The 16,505-nt window shown below is 49.7% G+C and carries 15 protein-coding genes; 3 read left to right on the top strand and 12 right to left on the bottom strand.

All coding sequences use genetic code 11. The features are described from left to right. Positions 1-147: 147 nt before the first annotated feature. The 11 genes from abc-f to MHB82_RS28625 all read right to left on the bottom strand — a co-directional run bounded on the left by abc-f (position 148) and on the right by MHB82_RS28625 (position 10,930). Positions 148-2,073 carry a ribosomal protection-like ABC-F family protein gene (gene abc-f, locus MHB82_RS28575; RefSeq protein WP_341176423.1) on the bottom strand — a complete coding sequence of 642 codons (1,926 nt, stop codon included), beginning with the start codon at positions 2,071-2,073 and terminating at the stop codon, positions 148-150. 97 nt (positions 2,074-2,170) lie between these two features. Further along, positions 2,171-2,332: a hypothetical protein gene (locus MHB82_RS28580; RefSeq protein WP_176476091.1), complete on the bottom strand. Its 162-nt coding sequence runs from the start codon at positions 2,330-2,332 to the stop codon at positions 2,171-2,173. Positions 2,333-2,456: 124 nt separating this feature from the next. Next, on the bottom strand, positions 2,457-2,924 hold the full coding sequence (locus MHB82_RS28585; RefSeq protein ID WP_341176424.1) for a hypothetical protein: 468 nt from the start codon (positions 2,922-2,924) through the stop codon (positions 2,457-2,459). 57 nt (positions 2,925-2,981) lie between these two features. Then, positions 2,982-3,266, bottom strand: a complete 285-nt coding sequence (locus MHB82_RS28590; protein WP_095360163.1) for a hypothetical protein — start codon at positions 3,264-3,266, stop codon at positions 2,982-2,984. 40 nt (positions 3,267-3,306) lie between these two features. Then, on the bottom strand, positions 3,307-4,305 hold the full coding sequence (locus MHB82_RS28595) for a glycosyltransferase (protein WP_341176425.1): 999 nt from the start codon (positions 4,303-4,305) through the stop codon (positions 3,307-3,309). A gap of 17 nt (positions 4,306-4,322) precedes the next feature. Continuing rightward, complete coding sequence (locus tag MHB82_RS28600) at positions 4,323-5,288, bottom strand: phosphotransferase family protein (protein ID WP_341176426.1); 966 nt, start codon at positions 5,286-5,288, stop codon at positions 4,323-4,325. A gap of 236 nt (positions 5,289-5,524) precedes the next feature. Next, a complete protein-coding gene (locus tag MHB82_RS28605; RefSeq protein WP_110758782.1) occupies positions 5,525-6,466 on the bottom strand; it encodes a glycoside hydrolase family 113 in 942 nt (313 codons plus the stop codon). 45 nt (positions 6,467-6,511) lie between these two features. Further along, complete coding sequence (locus MHB82_RS28610) at positions 6,512-7,549, bottom strand: glycoside hydrolase family 130 protein (RefSeq protein WP_341176427.1); 1,038 nt, start codon at positions 7,547-7,549, stop codon at positions 6,512-6,514. A gap of 110 nt (positions 7,550-7,659) precedes the next feature. Next, positions 7,660-8,499: a carbohydrate ABC transporter permease gene (locus MHB82_RS28615; RefSeq protein ID WP_418039757.1), complete on the bottom strand. Its 840-nt coding sequence runs from the start codon at positions 8,497-8,499 to the stop codon at positions 7,660-7,662. Continuing rightward, a complete protein-coding gene (locus MHB82_RS28620) occupies positions 8,496-9,383 on the bottom strand; it encodes a carbohydrate ABC transporter permease (protein ID WP_095290862.1) in 888 nt (295 codons plus the stop codon). The genes MHB82_RS28615 and MHB82_RS28620 overlap by 4 nt, the downstream gene beginning before the upstream one ends. A 233-nt stretch (positions 9,384-9,616) precedes the next feature. Further along, a complete protein-coding gene (locus tag MHB82_RS28625) occupies positions 9,617-10,930 on the bottom strand; it encodes an ABC transporter substrate-binding protein (RefSeq protein ID WP_095360168.1) in 1,314 nt (437 codons plus the stop codon). A gap of 221 nt (positions 10,931-11,151) precedes the next feature. Between MHB82_RS28625 and MHB82_RS28630 the strand changes: the two genes are divergently transcribed. From MHB82_RS28630 to MHB82_RS28640, 3 genes are all read left to right on the top strand, one after another. Beyond that, the gene (locus MHB82_RS28630; protein WP_341176428.1) at positions 11,152-12,333 is read left to right on the top strand and encodes an AGE family epimerase/isomerase; all 1,182 of its coding nucleotides are present in this window, start codon (positions 11,152-11,154) and stop codon (positions 12,331-12,333) included. 2 nt (positions 12,334-12,335) lie between these two features. Next, entirely contained in the window at positions 12,336-13,520 is a 1,185-nt protein-coding gene (locus tag MHB82_RS28635; RefSeq protein ID WP_095360170.1) for a glycoside hydrolase family 130 protein, read from the top strand. 202 nt (positions 13,521-13,722) lie between these two features. Then, positions 13,723-14,736, top strand: a complete 1,014-nt coding sequence (locus MHB82_RS28640) for a LacI family DNA-binding transcriptional regulator (protein WP_110758423.1) — start codon at positions 13,723-13,725, stop codon at positions 14,734-14,736. Positions 14,737-14,880: 144 nt separating this feature from the next. Here the strand turns inward: MHB82_RS28640 and MHB82_RS28645 are convergent, their stop codons facing one another. Next, on the bottom strand, positions 14,881-16,308 hold the full coding sequence (locus MHB82_RS28645) for a pectate lyase family protein (protein ID WP_341176429.1): 1,428 nt from the start codon (positions 16,306-16,308) through the stop codon (positions 14,881-14,883). Positions 16,309-16,505 lie beyond the last annotated feature (197 nt).

Genomic DNA, 16,505 nt, shown 5'->3' on the forward strand with positions numbered 1-16,505 from the left:
ATTCCCTATGACATGTAAATAAGGACATTCCCAATGCACCTTTTGAAGCCAATTGCAGTGTAGGATGACTGTATTCACCATTCAGAAAACAAAAAGGCCGGAGACCATTCTCCGACCTTTCATGTTCGTCCTTGCCTTGACGCACGATCATAATTCAGCCCATTGGGCCAATAACTCATTATATTCACCCGACAGCTGCTCACGCTCATTCCACAGCTGTTCCAGCTCAGCAGAGCTAGCCTGCAATTCAAGCTGGTGGTCGAGCTTCTGAATCTGTGCCTCCAGACGAGCCAGCTTCTGTTCGAACTGCTCGGCAGACTGTCGTTTCCCCGCTCCGTTCTCTCCTTGGCGAGAATTACGTTGTTCCTTAGATCCTGCACGCTCACGAGGAAGAGCCGGAATCGGAACGGCATGCTGGGCCGCTTCACCTACTCGGATTTGTAGTTCAAGCTTTTTCTCCCGATAGGCTTCATAATCCCCGAGATAGGTGGTCATCTCACCATTCTCCAGCTCCCAGACACGTGAAGCCATACGGTTCACGAAGTAGCGATCATGAGAGATGGCAAGCACCGTGCCTTCAAAGTCAACCAAGGACTCTTCCAGTGCTTCTCTTGAAGCAATGTCCAGGTGGTTGGTTGGTTCATCCAGCAGCAGTACGTTCGGCTTGCGATGCACCAGCAGGGATAACCGTAGACGGGTCCATTCCCCGCCAGATAACTGCCCAACCGAGCGGAATACATCTGCCCCATAGAACAGATACCTTGCCAGAATGCCACGTGCTTCGCCTTCTTCCACACCTGCCTCCAGGCGGAAATGTTCAAGCACGCTCAGCTTCGGATTGGAAGGCTCCTCCTGCTGTGCCAGATAGCCAACATCCACCCTTGCTCCCCATTCAAGCTGACCGGAAGTAGCCTGCTCTTCTCCCAGCAGCAGCTTGAACAATGTGGTCTTGCCTGAGCCATTACGGCCAATCAGGGCAACCTTGTCTCCGAACTCCAGCAGCGCTGAAACGCCGCGCAGGATCGGTCGTTCTCCGTAAGCCTTCTCCACCTGTTCAATTACCGCCACGCGGCTGCCCGTGCGGTCTGTAGGCCGCACATCGAAATCTGCATTGCGCCGCTCCAGCACAGGCCGCTTCACCTGCTCCATCCGCTCCAGTGCCTTCCGCATCGAAGCGGCCCGCCGGAAGAACTTCTCGTTCCCGCCAATGCGTCCCCATTCCTCCAACTGACGGATCGTTTCCTTCATTTTCTTCATGACCTTCTGCTGTTCCTTGAACTCCTCAAATTGCTGCAGCAGCCGTTGTTCCTTCACCTTCATGTATTCCGTATAACCACCTGCTGACGTTTGCGCTTCGCCATCTTCCAGCTCCAGTGTTCGGGTCACCACCCGGTCCAGAAAATAACGGTCATGGGAGATCAGCATGATCGTGCCTGTGTACTCCCGAAGATAGCCTTCCAGCCATTCCACCCGCTCCAGATCAAGGTGATTGGTCGGCTCATCCAGCAGCAGCAGATCAGGGCGGACGATCAGCTGTGAAGCAAGTACGACGCGGGTCTGCTCTCCTCCGGAGAGGGAACCGAACCTCCAGCCATAGTGTGCTTTGACAATATCCAGTCCGTCCGCCACCTGATCAATCCGTGCGTCCATCTCATATCCTCCCTCACGTTCAAACTGTTCCTGCAGTGCGGCATATCGTTTCAACAAGCGTTCCAATTGGTCTGGATCTGCTGCATAGTCCGGGTCAGACATCTGCTGCTCCATTTCCTTCATGCGGCTGCGGCACTCCATAAGCGATTTGAATCCCAGAGCCAGCACATCCAGTACCGTATAATCATCCAGTCCTTCTGGTACCTGGGCTACATAGCCGATCCGTGTATCTTTTTTGATCATCAATTGCCCTTCGTCCGGCTGATTCAGCCGGGCCATCAGGCGCATCAGTGTCGTTTTGCCGCTTCCGTTGCGGCCGATAAGGGCGACTTTGTCCCCCTCCATAATTTCAAAAGTAATGCCGTCCAGCACCAGATGTGCTCCGTGGTATTGAGTCAGTTGCTGCGCGCTAATGATCATCATAATAAGGTTCCTCCTATGGTATGGAAGATCCTGACCGCAACACAAAAAGAGCCGCAGAGGTTAGCTCCGCGGCCCTTCAGAATTCAAGCTTAATCGCTTATCGTCCGAATGAGGTCAAGGCAGGCATCTTCTCGCAATGGTTAACTTCCGTATATTCAAAATTGGACAGACTTCTCCCGTTGTCGCGAAAAGTGTGAACAATGCCAGCCATAGCAATCGGCAGCTGGCTAATACGGTTGTTAAGCATCTCGTGATTCACCTGTCTTCACCTCCCTTGTCATAATTAATGCCAATATATCACAGACGATTGCATCTCTGCAACCATGTCATGCGCCTATCATTTTCGTCCTTTTTGCAGACGTCACCTCAAATGGCTGCAGTTATTACCTAAGATATGTCATCTTAATATCTACCAGGGTATCCAAATTTATTTCAATACTCATGTCTCCATGTTCATTGATAGCAATCAGCGTTTTCCCTTTAACACTTAATTTTTTTATGGGATTGGTCTCATCCAAAAAAATACCCCAGACCAAACTGTCGTTTGCGTCTGTGCAGGCAATGAAGCCTTCATTCCCCATTTGGCCATCCCCGCCATAGATTTTCCCACCCTGATAGTCCATACTTGTCCAAGCATCAACTTCAGTCCAATAATCATCGTTATATTTATCAATGCTCTCGATGGTTGTATCACACAGGGGAGTACAGGAGATTGTGCGCTCATTGTTGTTAGGGTTGTAATATTTGCTGATATTTAAGATGATGATGTCTCCATTTGCAAAAGCAATGCAATTCATTCCGGGCAGCTCGCGTTGTTCGGCGGACCAGTGTTTTATGATTAGGCTGTTCATCTTGTTATCCTTTCAGTTAGTGCATCAAGTCCGTGGCTCCTTCCCCCAAAAACCCGATCATTTCCTTCCCCGACGCTGCAGCACCAGAGCAGTAATGGCAACCGTGATCAACGTCAATAAGCCCGATGTACCCAGAGCTGCACCAAGCAGTGCATACCCGATACCGTTCCATTCACCAATTTCGATGCTGATCATAATTACAATAGCCCCTCCGAGCAAAGTCACACAAGGCAGGATGGACTGAACCCATGTCATTCGGCGGCCCTGGATCCGGTACACAAGCCATTCCATTAACAGCTGTACTGCCCACATGCCAAGCGTCCAAAGAATAACGATATCCACAAAATCCTCTCCTCACAGTTGGAGTTTGCTACTCATCAGCTTATTTCAACCAATCTGCAAAAAACGTCCGGTACCCTTCCTTCATAATTGTGCGCGAAAAGGCTCCAAACGCATACTCACGGTTATCCTCCGATACATTGCGCGGTGCAGCAGCTGCCATATTCACCAGCTCAAACCAGTTATCCTCATTGCCTGCAAAGGCATGTGTAGAACGAATATGGCCGTAGCACGCATGCTCAGGCTTCACGATCATTTTGCCCATAGCCATCGCTTCCGTCAGGGGCATCGCAAACGTATCAAACGCAGAGCAGCTCCAATATACCTTGGCAGAGTTCATCAGAGTAAAGACCTCATCCTGGGTCAATGCAAACTGAAGTTTCACATTATCCGGAATGTCATACTTCTTCATGCTCTCCTCATAACGCCGTCCGCCAAATACCATGTACACTTCCTTGTCCGGGTTCTGCCGGGCATATTCCAGCACCAGATCCGGGCGACGATTCGCTTCATCCCGGCCGATCCAGAGCACGCGGTTGTGCACGACCTGACTTGGGTCATAATGGCGGTGTGCCAGTTCCTCATTGAAGCCGATCGGAATGACGCTCACGTCATGTACGCCGAAGTTGCGTCCGAGTTCCGTTTTCAAAAACTCTGTCTGCACAATGGCTTTATCCACCATGCTATAGAATGGCTTCATCATCTCATACCCCGTCAATGCCGGGTCAGGGAAGCTGTGCGGAAACAGTACACTTTTGGGCAAAAACATTTTCAAAAACGTAAACCCGGATACCGTGTAGATGACATGCTCTATATTTTGGCTATAAATCTGGTCAAGCACGATATCGTAGTTTACCAGATCTCCCTTCTCGTGTTCATAACCGGGCAGCCAGTCATACCCGCTCACATGGCGCTCCGGCGATATAAACACAATATCTACCCCAAGCTCCAGACCGATCTGCTTCAGCCGATCAGCGAATACGCGTGGTCCCTGCGCCTCGGTGAATTGAATTTTGCGCATAACGAGTCCTACTTTACGCATGTTCTGCCCCCTCATGTCTATTCAGTAAATAGCTGGTTCATGCACTGTTCCAGCGTGGTTGCCGTCTCATTCCATTGATTGCGCAGCTGCTCCTCCGGCCATACGCAGTCTGCCTTCTGCAGATCCGAATCAATCAAGCGCAGCATCCAGAGCGAGAATACAACGGCATACGCGGCATACCATCTTCGAAAAGAAATTCCCTCGGCCTGCCGCCCGCGCTGCTCCAGCTCGTTCAGATACGTCTGAATGATCCGCTCCCGAAGCTGTGGTGTAACTTGTCTCGGAAACAGCGGATGAGACAGATCCACCAGATGATATACATCCCAGAGGGGCGTATTCAGATGGGCATGTTCCCAATCGATAATGACAAGTCTGCCATTCACATCGGCCATATTACCGGGATGCAGATCCCCGTGACACAGGACAAGCGGAAGTTCTTTGTCAGCTGTTTGAATAAGCGCCCTGATCTCGTCCCAAGCAGGTGCAGAGAGCGTCATTCCCAGCTTGGACAGCAATTCATCCGTTGATTCCTGGGCATCCCAGAGTTCCTGCAGCATGTTCCCAATGGACGGCTTCTGGCCTACACGCGGCAGCTCGTCCCATTGGGGTGCCCAGAGCGTGTGCCATTCCGCCATATGTACAGCTGCGGACAGCATTGTATCTTCCTGCAAATCATGCACAAGCGGCCCCAGGTCCTCGTAGATCAGCCAGCTCTGTTCCGGAGCAATGGCTTCGTCCGAGGAATCTATTAGCCTCGGGTAGATGGAAGGCAGTAAGGACAGTACATGCATGGATACCCACCGTTCACGCCCATGCTGTCCCAGATTCGTGAGTGGTTTGAAAATGTAACTCTCTCCGCTGTGGACCGTAAATCGCTCCACATACCTGGCGTTCATCCCCTTATAGAGCCGTTCCCGGCTGGTTATAACCTGTTCATTCAGGGTCCCTTCAGCCGTGACCCAGCCATGTGCATGTTTGTTCATGATTGACACCTTCCATTCGTCTTTCCGTACCTGCTCATTGATATGTTCTATCCATCATACGTTGCTGCGCACATGCCCGCAAGCGTGAAACGAAGTACTCTCGCCCTAAGGAAAACAAAAAAAGACGCACATGAGGATAATCCAAGATTATCGACATGTACGCCTTTTTCTTCGTCATTGCTCGCTCTGCTTCATCATCAATGTCGCAGTTCGTAACTTCCCTATAGCTAGTGGGGCTAAACTTCGACCGACAACCTTTCATAGAAGCGACGAATAACACGCTCTGCCGGTTTACCATACACGCCGTAACCATCATCGGTCAGGGCATTCTTTTCCTGATACAGGTTCGCACTCCAGTCCCATAGACCGAATCCTCGCACCCATTCCCGCTGGCTGGCATGCCTAAACATGGCCTCGTAGAAACGCTCCTGTTCCTCTGCACTGACCACACCTTCCAGGCCCCAGTCATTCGGCACTTGGGCTGATCCACTGCGGCTGGGACAGCCTGCTTCGGCGAAGAAAAAGGGTTTCTTGTAAGGCGCAATCTCCTGTTCAATACGGTCCAGCTGCGCTTCCCAGTCTCCGATGGGATAATATCCGCTCGATGAGATCACATCCACTGCATCCCACCATGCCACATGACCTTCTTGATACTTGTCCGTATTGTATGACACAAGTCCGGTGTACACCTCACGTACAGCCGCAATCACCTCGCGCCATTCCGCGCTTCGACGCTCGGACTGTACCATCTCGCAGCCAACAATAAACATCTCGCATTTCTCCTGCTCCGCAATGGCTGCATAGTGCTTCTGATAAGCGGTATAACTGCGGAACCAGTCCGTCCACTTCGGCTCACACGGCACATCGATATCAAAAAAGTTAATGTGTGCACGCCACGTGCCATCGGTGCAATTAACGGTTGGTTTCAAAATCACGCGCAGCCCAAGGGTGCGAGCGTAACGAATCATGTCCAGCAATTCGTCATCCTCGACCATATGCTCTCCCCGATACTTCACTTCTACCGCTTGCGGGTGATCCTGGAGTGCCGCCAGCGCAAAGATGACATGCGAACTGCCCGTTCGTTCAGCCATTAGGCGTAGAGACTCTTTGGCTTCCGGTTTACGGAATTCCCCTCTGCCGCTCATCCAGCCAAATGTAAACCCCTTAATGTACTCCATATGCATTGCCTTGTAGAACCCCTTTCAATCTATAGAAATGTTCAATTACAGCTTGCCTTCCTCACGGTCTCCGGCGATGACTTCGTCCGTCTCGATGACGTAATTTACGATCTCTTCCACGGTGGTATACGCCACGCCAACATACGTATCTGCAGCTCCATAATAGATGGCGATTCGTCCTGTCTCCGCATCATGCAGTGTGGCGCATGGGAAGATGACATTGTCCACAAAGCCTTGCTCCTCATACCACTTCTCAGGCGTCAGCACGAAATTGGAGGAACGATATTTTACTTTTGATGGCTCCTCCAGATCCAGAATGACTGCACCCATGCTGTATACAAAACCGTTGCACGTTCCAGTGACGCCGTGGTAGAACATCAGCCAGCCTTCAGATGTTTCAATCGGAGCTGGACCGCCGCCAATCTTGACCGATTGCCACCAGCCCTGACCGCCTTTGCTCATGACATGGCGATGCTTGCCCCAGTACACAAAATCCGGACTTTCACTCAGGAAAATGTCGCCGAATGGCGTGTGGCCGCTGTCACTCGGTCTGGACAACATGACATAGTTATCATTGATTTTGCGTGGAAACAACACGCCATTGCGGTTGAACGGCAGCATCGGGTTTTCGAGGCGCACGAACGTTTTGAAATCATCCGTTTTGGCCAAGCCCAGCGCTGCACCGTAGAAATCTGTACACCAAATGATATAATACGTGTCTTCTACCTTCACCAGACGCGGATCGTACGCATAGTTCGGCATGAAGGGATCACCATTCTCATCCACAAAAGAAATGCGTTTCTCTTCAATGGTCCATGAAAGACCATCTTCACTCGAACCCATATGCAGGTGCGGACGGCCATTAATCGTTTCGGCGCGGAACACACCAATGAACTTCCCTTCATAAGGAACAACGGCACTGTTGAAAATGCGGGCAACTCCCTTGACCGGGTTACGCGGAACGACCGGATTGGCTGAATGTCTCCAGACCGGCCCTTCTGTTCCCTCCGGTTTATCCTCCCAAGGCATATTGGGCAAAGCATCTCCAACAATGTGTACATTTTTTGCATCAACTACTGTCATCGTTTCATTTCTCCCTTCGGTGATAAAGGCGAACACTACGTTTCTCCAGGTTTTTTCTGCCCTCTCCGTTCCTGTGAATTTTCATATTAATTTCATATAGCCTACGTTTTTTATTTCACAGAGCCTTGGGCGAAGCCGTTGTAGATGTACTTCTGTAACAGCAGGAAGATGATCATCGTTGGAATGATGGCGATCATGATGCCTGCGCTGATAACCTCCCACTGGGAACCAAATGGCCCCTTGAATTTGAACAAGGCAGTAGATATGACCTGCAAATCGGTCTTTGGCATGTATAGAAACGGTGTGTAGAAATCGTTATAGATGTTGACCCCTTTTACGATGATGACCGTAACAATGGCCGGTTTCAGCAAGGGCAAAATAATTTTCCAGTAGATCGTGAAGTAGGAGGCCCCATCCAGCATGGCGGATTCATCGAGTGCATTGGAGATGGAACCCAGGAACTGGAGGAAAATATACACGGCAATGATATCTGTCCCCAGGTACATCACAATGGCTGCCCAGCGGGTGTTGAACAGGTCCAGGGCGTTAATAATCTGGAATGTGGCGACCTGTGTCGTAACACTCGGGATGAGGGTAGCGAGCAGGAACGCGGCAACCATGATTTTTTTTCCTTTAAACTTGAAACGATCCAGCACGTAAGCGATCATGGAGCCCGTTAAAGTCGCACCCACGATGGAAATGATCAGGATAATAATCGTATTCTTGAAACCGACCAGCATGTTGCCGTCCACAAAAGCCTTGGTATAGTTTGCAAAGTTCAGCCAGTTGGCTGGTGGGGCAAGCGGACTGCTCGTGGCATATTCGGCGTTGGTCTTAAGCGATGCAAACAGCACCACAACGATGGGTACAAGCGCAATGAACGCTGCAAGAAGGAGTGAAGCATATTTGAATAGGCTCGCAAGGGTGTATTTGAGTTGATGCACGTTCATTCCTCCCCTTTCATGGTCACACGCTGAACGAGCGTAACGAGAATGACGATGAACAGCAGCACAACGGCCATTGCCGATGCCAAGCCCAGTTTGCCGTACTTAAATGCCAAGTGGACAGTCTGGATGACAAAGGTCTCACTTCCGTTGGAGCCGTCGGTCATAATATATGGAATATCGAACGCACTGATTGCGCCGCTAATCGCCAATATCAGGTTAAGCTGCAGGATACGTGTAATACTCGGCAGGATGATATGGCGGAACTGCTGCCAGCGATTGGCCCCGTCAATATCCGAAGCTTCATAGACATCCTTTTGAATGGAAGAGATCGCACCGAGGAAGATGATGAAGTTAAAACCCATGTATCTCCATACGGATGCGCCTGCGAGTGATACGTTAATAATGTTCGGATTCCCCAGCCAGAGCTGGGTATACTGCCCAAGTCCAACCGCCTGCATGAGCGTATCGAGGGTACCGTCCGGTTTGAAGAAAAAGAGGAAGATAAATCCGATAGCTACGCCATTCAGCAGATAGGGAAAGAACAATATCCCTTTGAAAAAGTTTTTGCCTCGAATTTTGAAACTCAGGATTGTTGCAAAGTAAAGGGCCAGGCCCATTTGTATGAACGTGGCAGCAAAATAGTAGAGACTGACAATAAACACTTTGAAATATTCAGGGTCACTGAATATCCGCGTGTAGTTCTCAAAACCAACATAGTCGAATCTTTTGCTGTATCCGTTCCAGTCGGTGAAGCTGTATTTGAACATGTTGATAACAGGTAAATAAGCAAACGTGAACAGCAGTGCCAACGGAATAATTGAGAAGGCACAGATGATAAATATGCGCTGCGCTGAATAACCCCAATTCGAAATCTTTAAGTATTTCATGCTCTCCACACCTCCAAGCGGTTCTGCCGCTTTTATATCGAAAGACTCCCGCCCAATTACGCTGATAAAACCACTACTGAAGATGGCATTTCACATCCGTTAATCAGATGCAAAATGCCTTGATGAAAAAGGGAAACCCTTCTTCCTTCAGTCCGTGTGCGATGCCTCGCTGTATGTCAACGGTGGTCAGACGTACGTATTGCAGTGACAACGATGCATCTGCTGTATACCGCTTACTTCGTGAGTTCTGCCCGCGCTTTCACCCATTTGTCATTCAGGTCCTTCATGATATCGTCATACGATTCGCTGCGGTTACCGATGGCTGCTTCGATAATGCGTTTCTTGAAGTCCGGCTGCCAGAGGCCGATCTCGCCTTCATTGTCGATTTTATCAACCAAGCCTTCCTGTCCTTCTTTGGCAGGGGTTAATGTGGAGAATGTAACGTCCTTGTATTGATCCAAGATGGGTGGCAGCTCCGCATTTTTGTCTGCGCTCATGCCTCCGCCCTGCTCAACCGCATAGTTTGATTCCGCGAGGAACCAGTCAATCCATGCTTTCGCGGCAGGTTTGTTCTCGCTGTTCACGTTCATGCCGATGTTATAGTCTGCGGCGAGCGGTACGACTACATCACTTGCATTTGTAGGGAATGGCAAGAATCCGATATTATCCGGTGTATCCGTCAAGCCCTGAATTTGCGTAATCGCCCATGATCCCAGCGCCATCGTTGCAATTTTGCCATTTGCAAGGTCAGCCTTGGAGCTTTCCCAATCGGTTGTGGTTGGATCCTTCTCGATCAGGCCATTCTTGGCTGCATCATAGAGCACTTTATACAATTCATAATGCGGCTTGCCGGCCACAAAGTTCTCATCCGTGTTCGGCTGATCAATGTTAACGTAGTCCACACTGCCTGCAACTGTCGCCAGATCGGATTCCCACTGCGTCAAAGCCCAACCGGACGCATAGTTGGTGTACAGAGGAATCGCATCCGTGTTGTCTTTCACAAGTTGGAGTGCTGCCTGGAACTGCTCAGGCGTCTTGGGCACTTCTGTAATGCCGGCATCCTTGAATACCTGCTTGTTATAGATAATTCCAGAGAACGTGATAACTGTTGGGATACCATATACCTGGCCATCGACCATGCGTTCTTCAATCCCTGTGTACTTGTCTTTCAACTCGTCATACGTGCCCAGCGGTTCAAAAAAGTCCGGGATATCGGCAATAGGTACGCTGGTCGGAATCATCAGCACGTCACCGTAGTCTTTGGTACTCATCCGGATTTTCACTTGGCCCTCGTAATCCGCCAGTGACTGGAAGTTAACTTTGACATCCGGATACTCCTTGTTAAATGCTGCTGCGTAATCCTTGAACACGGTATCAACGATATCCGTACGCTGCGTCAAAACGGTAATTTCACCCTTGATATCCGCAGGATCTGTGCTGATTTCCTCCCCTGCCTGTGAAGATTCACCTCCGGAAGAACAAGCTGCGAGTAGTGAAGTAATGAGCAGCATGGTAAGCAGAAGCATCCAGCCTTTGTTTTTCTTCAATTGATTCGACCCCTTTGCTAAGTTAATTTAAGTTATCGTTAAGGTTACAAAATGGATTTTATTATGGTAACGCTTACCTGTCAATTAAATTATTTATTACTTAACAAAAGTTTTTCTTAAACGATTCGTTGACAACGTCTATATCCGAATCTAATATTATTAAATAAAGTTACCGATAACTTAACTAAACTTGATCCTGTAATTCGAAGGGGCGCTTACTTATGACGAACAGCAGTGACATCCGGACTGAAATAAAAGAACACTGGGAAGGACATATTTTGCCATTCTGGTCTGCCCTCAAGGACCATAACCACGGCGGATTCTATGGTTGGGTTGCCAATGATCTTCAGGTCGACCCTCTCGCTCCCAAAGGCGGAATCGCCACGGCACGACAGCTGTGGTCTTTTGCAGCAGCTTATCGGGTGACCGGAAATGAAATCTGGCGCGATCACGCAGAACACGCCTACCGTTTTCTTGCGGACCATGTCCTTGATCCGGAATTCGGCGGCATGTATTGGATGGTGGATGCCCAAGGAGCACCACTCGATACAAGTAAACATGTGTATACGCAATCCTTCGGGGTGTATTCATTGAGCGAGTACTACCGTGCAACTGGGGATGCCTCTGCTTTGGAACTTGCAAAAATGCTTTTTGCTCTGATTGAGGATAAGGGCCTGAATGCAGAATTACCTGCGTATAAGGAACAATTCGACCGCTTCTGGAATGAACAACCGAATGAAATGCTGAGCGAGAATGGCGTGATTGCGGATTACACGATGAATACACATATCCATGTGCTGGAGGCCTACACCACCCTCTACCGAGTATGGCCGGATCAGCAGGTAAGAGCGGCACTAGAACGCCTGCTCGGCATCTTGTATGAACGGGTGTACGACAAGAACACGAAGTTTCTCGGGGTATTTTTCAACAAGGCTTGGGAATCCATTATCGATCTGCAATCCTTCGGGCATGACATTGAAGCCAGCTGGCTAATTGACGACACGTTGAGAGTGCTGGGGCTGGATCAACACCCGGAGTATTCCGCGATGGTGACGGATATTGCCTATAACATCTCCAATGTGGCCGTACAGGCCGACGGCTCTCTTATGAATGAACAAGAAGGAACTCATGTGGATGAGAAACGGATATGGTGGGTGCAGGCAGAGGCGATGGTCGGCTTCTATAACGCCTATCAGCGTACTGGCGACAATTTGTTTCTGGAGAGAGTGAACCGCTTGTGGGCATATACGAAGGAACATATTATTGATCGCCGTGCTGGCGGGGAATGGTACTGGTCGGTAGACGGGGACGGCATTCCGGATCAGAGTGAAATTGCAGGACCATGGAAATGCCCGTATCACAATAGCAGGTTTTGTATTGAACTAATCGAGAGGATGGGATAACGATGATACACCCAAAGTACAAGGAGTTACTGGAGCAACAGGAGCAGCTGCTTACACGCCAAAATGAGATTGATCCTACATTCTACAACGGTGTATATGATCGGTATCGTTATCCGGTGATTACTCGCCATCACGTGCCGCTCCACTGGAGATTCGATCTGGATGAAACGACCAACCCCCATTTCATGGAGCGCCTGGGTATTAACGCTACGCTTAATCCGGGGGCCATCTACTTCAATGGCAAATACGTGATGGTCATCCGAACCGAGGGATTGGACCGCAAATCGATCTTTGCTCTGGCTGAGAGCGACAACGGCATCGACGGATTCCGCTTCACGGGCAAGCCATTAGTGTGGGAAGACATCGATGCAGAAGAGACCAACCAATATGATATGCGATTGGTGCAGCATGAAGATGGCTGGATCTACGGCATTTATTGCTCTGAGCGCAAAGACCCCGAAGCTCCGGCATTTGATACGTCCAGCGCGGTGGCACAGGCAGGTCTTGTGCGCACACGAGATCTGGTTAGCTGGGAGCGCCTGCCCAACATTACGACAAGCTCACCACAACAGCGGAATGTGGTTCTGCACCCGGAGTTTGTAGATGGCAAATATGCATTTTACACCCGTCCTCAGGACGGATTCATCTCCACTGGCAGCGGCGGTGGAATCGCCTTCGGTCTGTGTGATGATATTCTGAATCCGGTTATTGACAAAGAAACCATTATCGACGAGCGCAAATATCATACGGTATACGAAGTGAAAAACGGCCAGGGACCTGCCCCGCTCAAGACAGATCGCGGCTGGATTCACATTGCGCACGGGGTACGCAACACGGCGGCGGGTCTGCGTTATGTACTGTACACATTCGCCACGGATCTGAATGATCCGGCACGAATCATTGCCAAGCCGGGCGGGCATTTCATTGCACCTTATGACGACGAGCGCGTAGGCGATGTATCCAATGTTATTTTTTGCAACGGTGCGGTGGTCAATGAACAGGGTAAGGTCTTCATTTATTACGCATCCAGCGATACCCGTTGTCATGTCGCCACAACGACGCTGGATAAACTGGTCGATTACACCTTCAACACCCCGGCCGATCCGTATCGTTCCCTGGATTGTGCCAGCCAGCGTGGTGATCTGATCGAACGGAATTTGGAACTTTTGCAAAAACAATCGTTTTAATATGAAGACCAACCTTCAACCATAAAACGCAAGATGCTGAAAAATTAGCGCAGATCCTGCCAGAATTTCTTTATTCCATGTGGGTAACGATGTATACTAATATGGATGGTTATTATGTTTAAGTAAGCGCTAATCATAATGACAGCACATTGTATGTAAACCGGCTTGAAGGAGGCGACCAAAGCTGAAGAACAATATCACCATGCGGGATATCGCCGACAAGCTCGGAGTTAGCAGTGTGACGGTCTCGAAAGCATTGAATGATAAAGATGGCGTCAGTGGCGAATTGAAGGAAAAAATTAAAGTGCTTGCCGTTCAGATGGGCTATCGGTATAATGCCGCAGCCCGCTCGATGAAGGAAGGCTTAACTCATAATATAGGCGTTATTATCCCGGAGCGTTTTACGGGTCCTACCCAATCGTTCTACGTACGTGTATTCCAGCGCATCACCAAGCATTTGGAGGACCAAGGATACTATGGTATTCTGCACATTCTGAATGGTCAGGACGAAGAGGATCTAACACTGCCCAAACTATACAGCGACAGCAAAGTGGATGGGTTCATTGTGCTTGGGCAGATCAGCAAAGAGTATATCGAACTGGTGCAATCGATGGACGTTCCCAAAATGTTTCTTGATTTCTACGACGAGCACGCGGATATCGATTCTGTCGTTACCGATAACTTTTACGCTGCTTACGAGCTGACCAACGTTCTGGTCCAGCAGGGACACCGACGTATTGCTTATGTCGGGAATCTATACTCTACAAGCAGTATTCAGGATCGATTCCTTGGATATTACAAATCATTGCTGGAGCATCGGTTGCCGATGAATCAGGATCTTGTGCTTAACGACAGGGATGAGCGGGGTACGTTCATTGAGATCGATCTGCCCGAGCAGCTGCCGACGGCTTTTGTATGCAACTGCGATCAGGTCGCTCATTTAGTCGTTCAGAAACTGACCTCCTTGGGGATACAGGTGCCCGCACAATGCTCCGTGGTTGGTTTCGATAACGATATCTATGCCACCCTCTCCGACCCCCAACTAACTACGGTTGAAGTCGATGTGGAACAGATGGCGCGCACGGCGGTTCAATCCATGCTCAAAAAGATTGATAACCCAAGTCGCAGCTTCGGACGTGTACATGTGAAGGGCAATATCATTTATCGTGATTCTGTGAGTGCTGCACCTGCCTCCCAGCATGATGAATTGGTTTAACTAAGGACTTCTGTTGCTTAAAAAGAGTGCTCCCGGCCATGGCGGCTGCAGGAGCACTCTTTGTATATAAAAAATGCGGTGGAGCGGGTTGGCATCCCTACCACCGCTCAGTCACTCATCTCATTACCTGTTCCATCAGGTTATTTAGTAGCTCGTCTTCAGCCAGTTGTCTTTGGACCAGGTTAATTGGCCTGCACCCGCTCCACTTGATCCTGTCAGTCGGGCATTCAGCGTCGCCGGATCATCCGTGGTATAACTGTAAGGAAGGGACGAAAATCCGTTCCAGGAGAAGCTCTTCACTGCAGCCGGTACCGGGCTGAGCGGACTGCCTGAAGTATCACTGCTGCCGCGGAATGAGCTTCCATCCAGCGAATACATCGTATCCGTCACCCGAATCTTGCCTGTATACGCGGCATCGGCCGGGTCCGTCTGATTATTGCGAACCGGGAACTGTACGTCTTGAATCACCGATTTCTCCACCAGCACCGCCCCGCTCTCTGTGGAGATGGCCCCGTTGCTGATGATATCAAAATGATAGCCTTTGGACGAGATCGCAGCAGCCATTGCCGACGTGATTCTGGATTTGGCCGCACGCGCTCCTGTCGCATCCATCACGATATTGTAGGCATGAGCGTTCCCTCCACGCAGGCGTGGCATGCGATCCTGAATGTCCTTGTACAGATTATGGTGCAGAGTCATGGACAGGTTGGCATTCGCTGATTCGAAGCTCGTTGAGCCGACCAAATGTCCTTTTTTCTGAGGGGACGAAATGGCAATGATATCGGCTTTGCTGAGTCCAACCGCGCTGCTGCGCAGGTAGTTGTACATCGGATAGGATGCTTTGTTCGCTTCCAGCTCATTGATCTGCTGGGTAACCCAGCTGTTCGCGCTGCCGTCATCCCCTTTGAACAGAGACCAGGAAATGGTCACACCGCTGGTTCCCTTTTTCGAATCCACAAGCCCGTCGTAGGCTTTATTGAATGTGCAGTGGTCAATCCATACATTACTGTTCTCTTCAAGGGTGATATAATCCCAGTCGTTTTTGTCATAATCGCCCTTGGTTGCTTCATCCCATTCCCATAACTCGTCAAATTCAAGGTTACGAATGATAACATTCGAACTGCGTTTGACGCTGATGGCTGCATGTTTGATCTTAGCCCCGTTAGCGGAGAAAATGGTCAGGCCATTGAAGCTATCGATCGTCAGCTTGCTTACGCCCGTCTGCTTCAGTACGGGATGAGTCAGTGCATCATTATGCTTCGCAAAAGGGGATGTCTGGGCAGTGCTCGGAATTTCGTTCCACCCCAGATTCAGGTCGTTCATGATCTCGACGACTTTGACACCGGAGTTCTTTTTCAACGCTGCAGCCAAATCCGCTGCATTATAGACCTTTTTATACTTGGACGTATCCGATTCGCTGATGGAACCCCCGCCCGTGTTCCCTTGGGAGAAACCTGTAAGATTGTAATCTGCGTTTCCTGCTGCCTGTACACTTATTGGGCCAGACAGTAGGGTCAGCCCCAATGTAAGAGCCAGTGCGGCGCTGCACCATGTTCGAATCCTGCTTTTCATCAAACCATTCCTCCCTGAATTATAATGAGCATGTCCGTCCATTCCTGCCAGTGCATGTCATGAAGGACATGTCCACAATGTACATCCTGGAAGCGATTACAACAATAATCCCTATTTTAGGTTCGTGATAACCGTTGTCGGTGCTGCATGGATGCTGCATGGAGTGTACTCTAGGCAACCACCAATCGTACGCAATT

This window comes from Paenibacillus sp. FSL K6-2862 (genome assembly GCF_038005125.1).
In the GTDB taxonomy this organism is placed as follows: domain Bacteria; phylum Bacillota; class Bacilli; order Paenibacillales; family Paenibacillaceae; genus Paenibacillus; species Paenibacillus illinoisensis_A.

What these genes read in the sequence shown, in the direction of transcription:
- MHB82_RS28615 (WP_418039757.1), bottom strand. Translation starts at nt 8,499, where the DNA reads ATGAACGTGCATCAACTCAAATACACCCTTGCGAGCCTATTCAAATAT.
- abc-f (WP_341176423.1), bottom strand. Translation starts at nt 2,073, where the DNA reads ATGATGATCATTAGCGCGCAGCAACTGACTCAATACCACGGAGCACAT.
- MHB82_RS28600 (WP_341176426.1), bottom strand. Translation starts at nt 5,288, where the DNA reads ATGAACAAACATGCACATGGCTGGGTCACGGCTGAAGGGACCCTGAAT.
- MHB82_RS28640 (WP_110758423.1), top strand. Translation starts at nt 13,723, where the DNA reads ATGCGGGATATCGCCGACAAGCTCGGAGTTAGCAGTGTGACGGTCTCG.
- MHB82_RS28585 (WP_341176424.1), bottom strand. Translation starts at nt 2,924, where the DNA reads ATGAACAGCCTAATCATAAAACACTGGTCCGCCGAACAACGCGAGCTG.
- MHB82_RS28635 (WP_095360170.1), top strand. Translation starts at nt 12,336, where the DNA reads ATGATACACCCAAAGTACAAGGAGTTACTGGAGCAACAGGAGCAGCTG.
- MHB82_RS28645 (WP_341176429.1), bottom strand. Translation starts at nt 16,308, where the DNA reads ATGAAAAGCAGGATTCGAACATGGTGCAGCGCCGCACTGGCTCTTACA.
- MHB82_RS28605 (WP_110758782.1), bottom strand. Translation starts at nt 6,466, where the DNA reads ATGGAGTACATTAAGGGGTTTACATTTGGCTGGATGAGCGGCAGAGGG.
- MHB82_RS28595 (WP_341176425.1), bottom strand. Translation starts at nt 4,305, where the DNA reads ATGCGTAAAGTAGGACTCGTTATGCGCAAAATTCAATTCACCGAGGCG.
- MHB82_RS28620 (WP_095290862.1), bottom strand. Translation starts at nt 9,383, where the DNA reads ATGAAATACTTAAAGATTTCGAATTGGGGTTATTCAGCGCAGCGCATA.
- MHB82_RS28630 (WP_341176428.1), top strand. Translation starts at nt 11,152, where the DNA reads ATGACGAACAGCAGTGACATCCGGACTGAAATAAAAGAACACTGGGAA.
- MHB82_RS28610 (WP_341176427.1), bottom strand. Translation starts at nt 7,549, where the DNA reads ATGACAGTAGTTGATGCAAAAAATGTACACATTGTTGGAGATGCTTTG.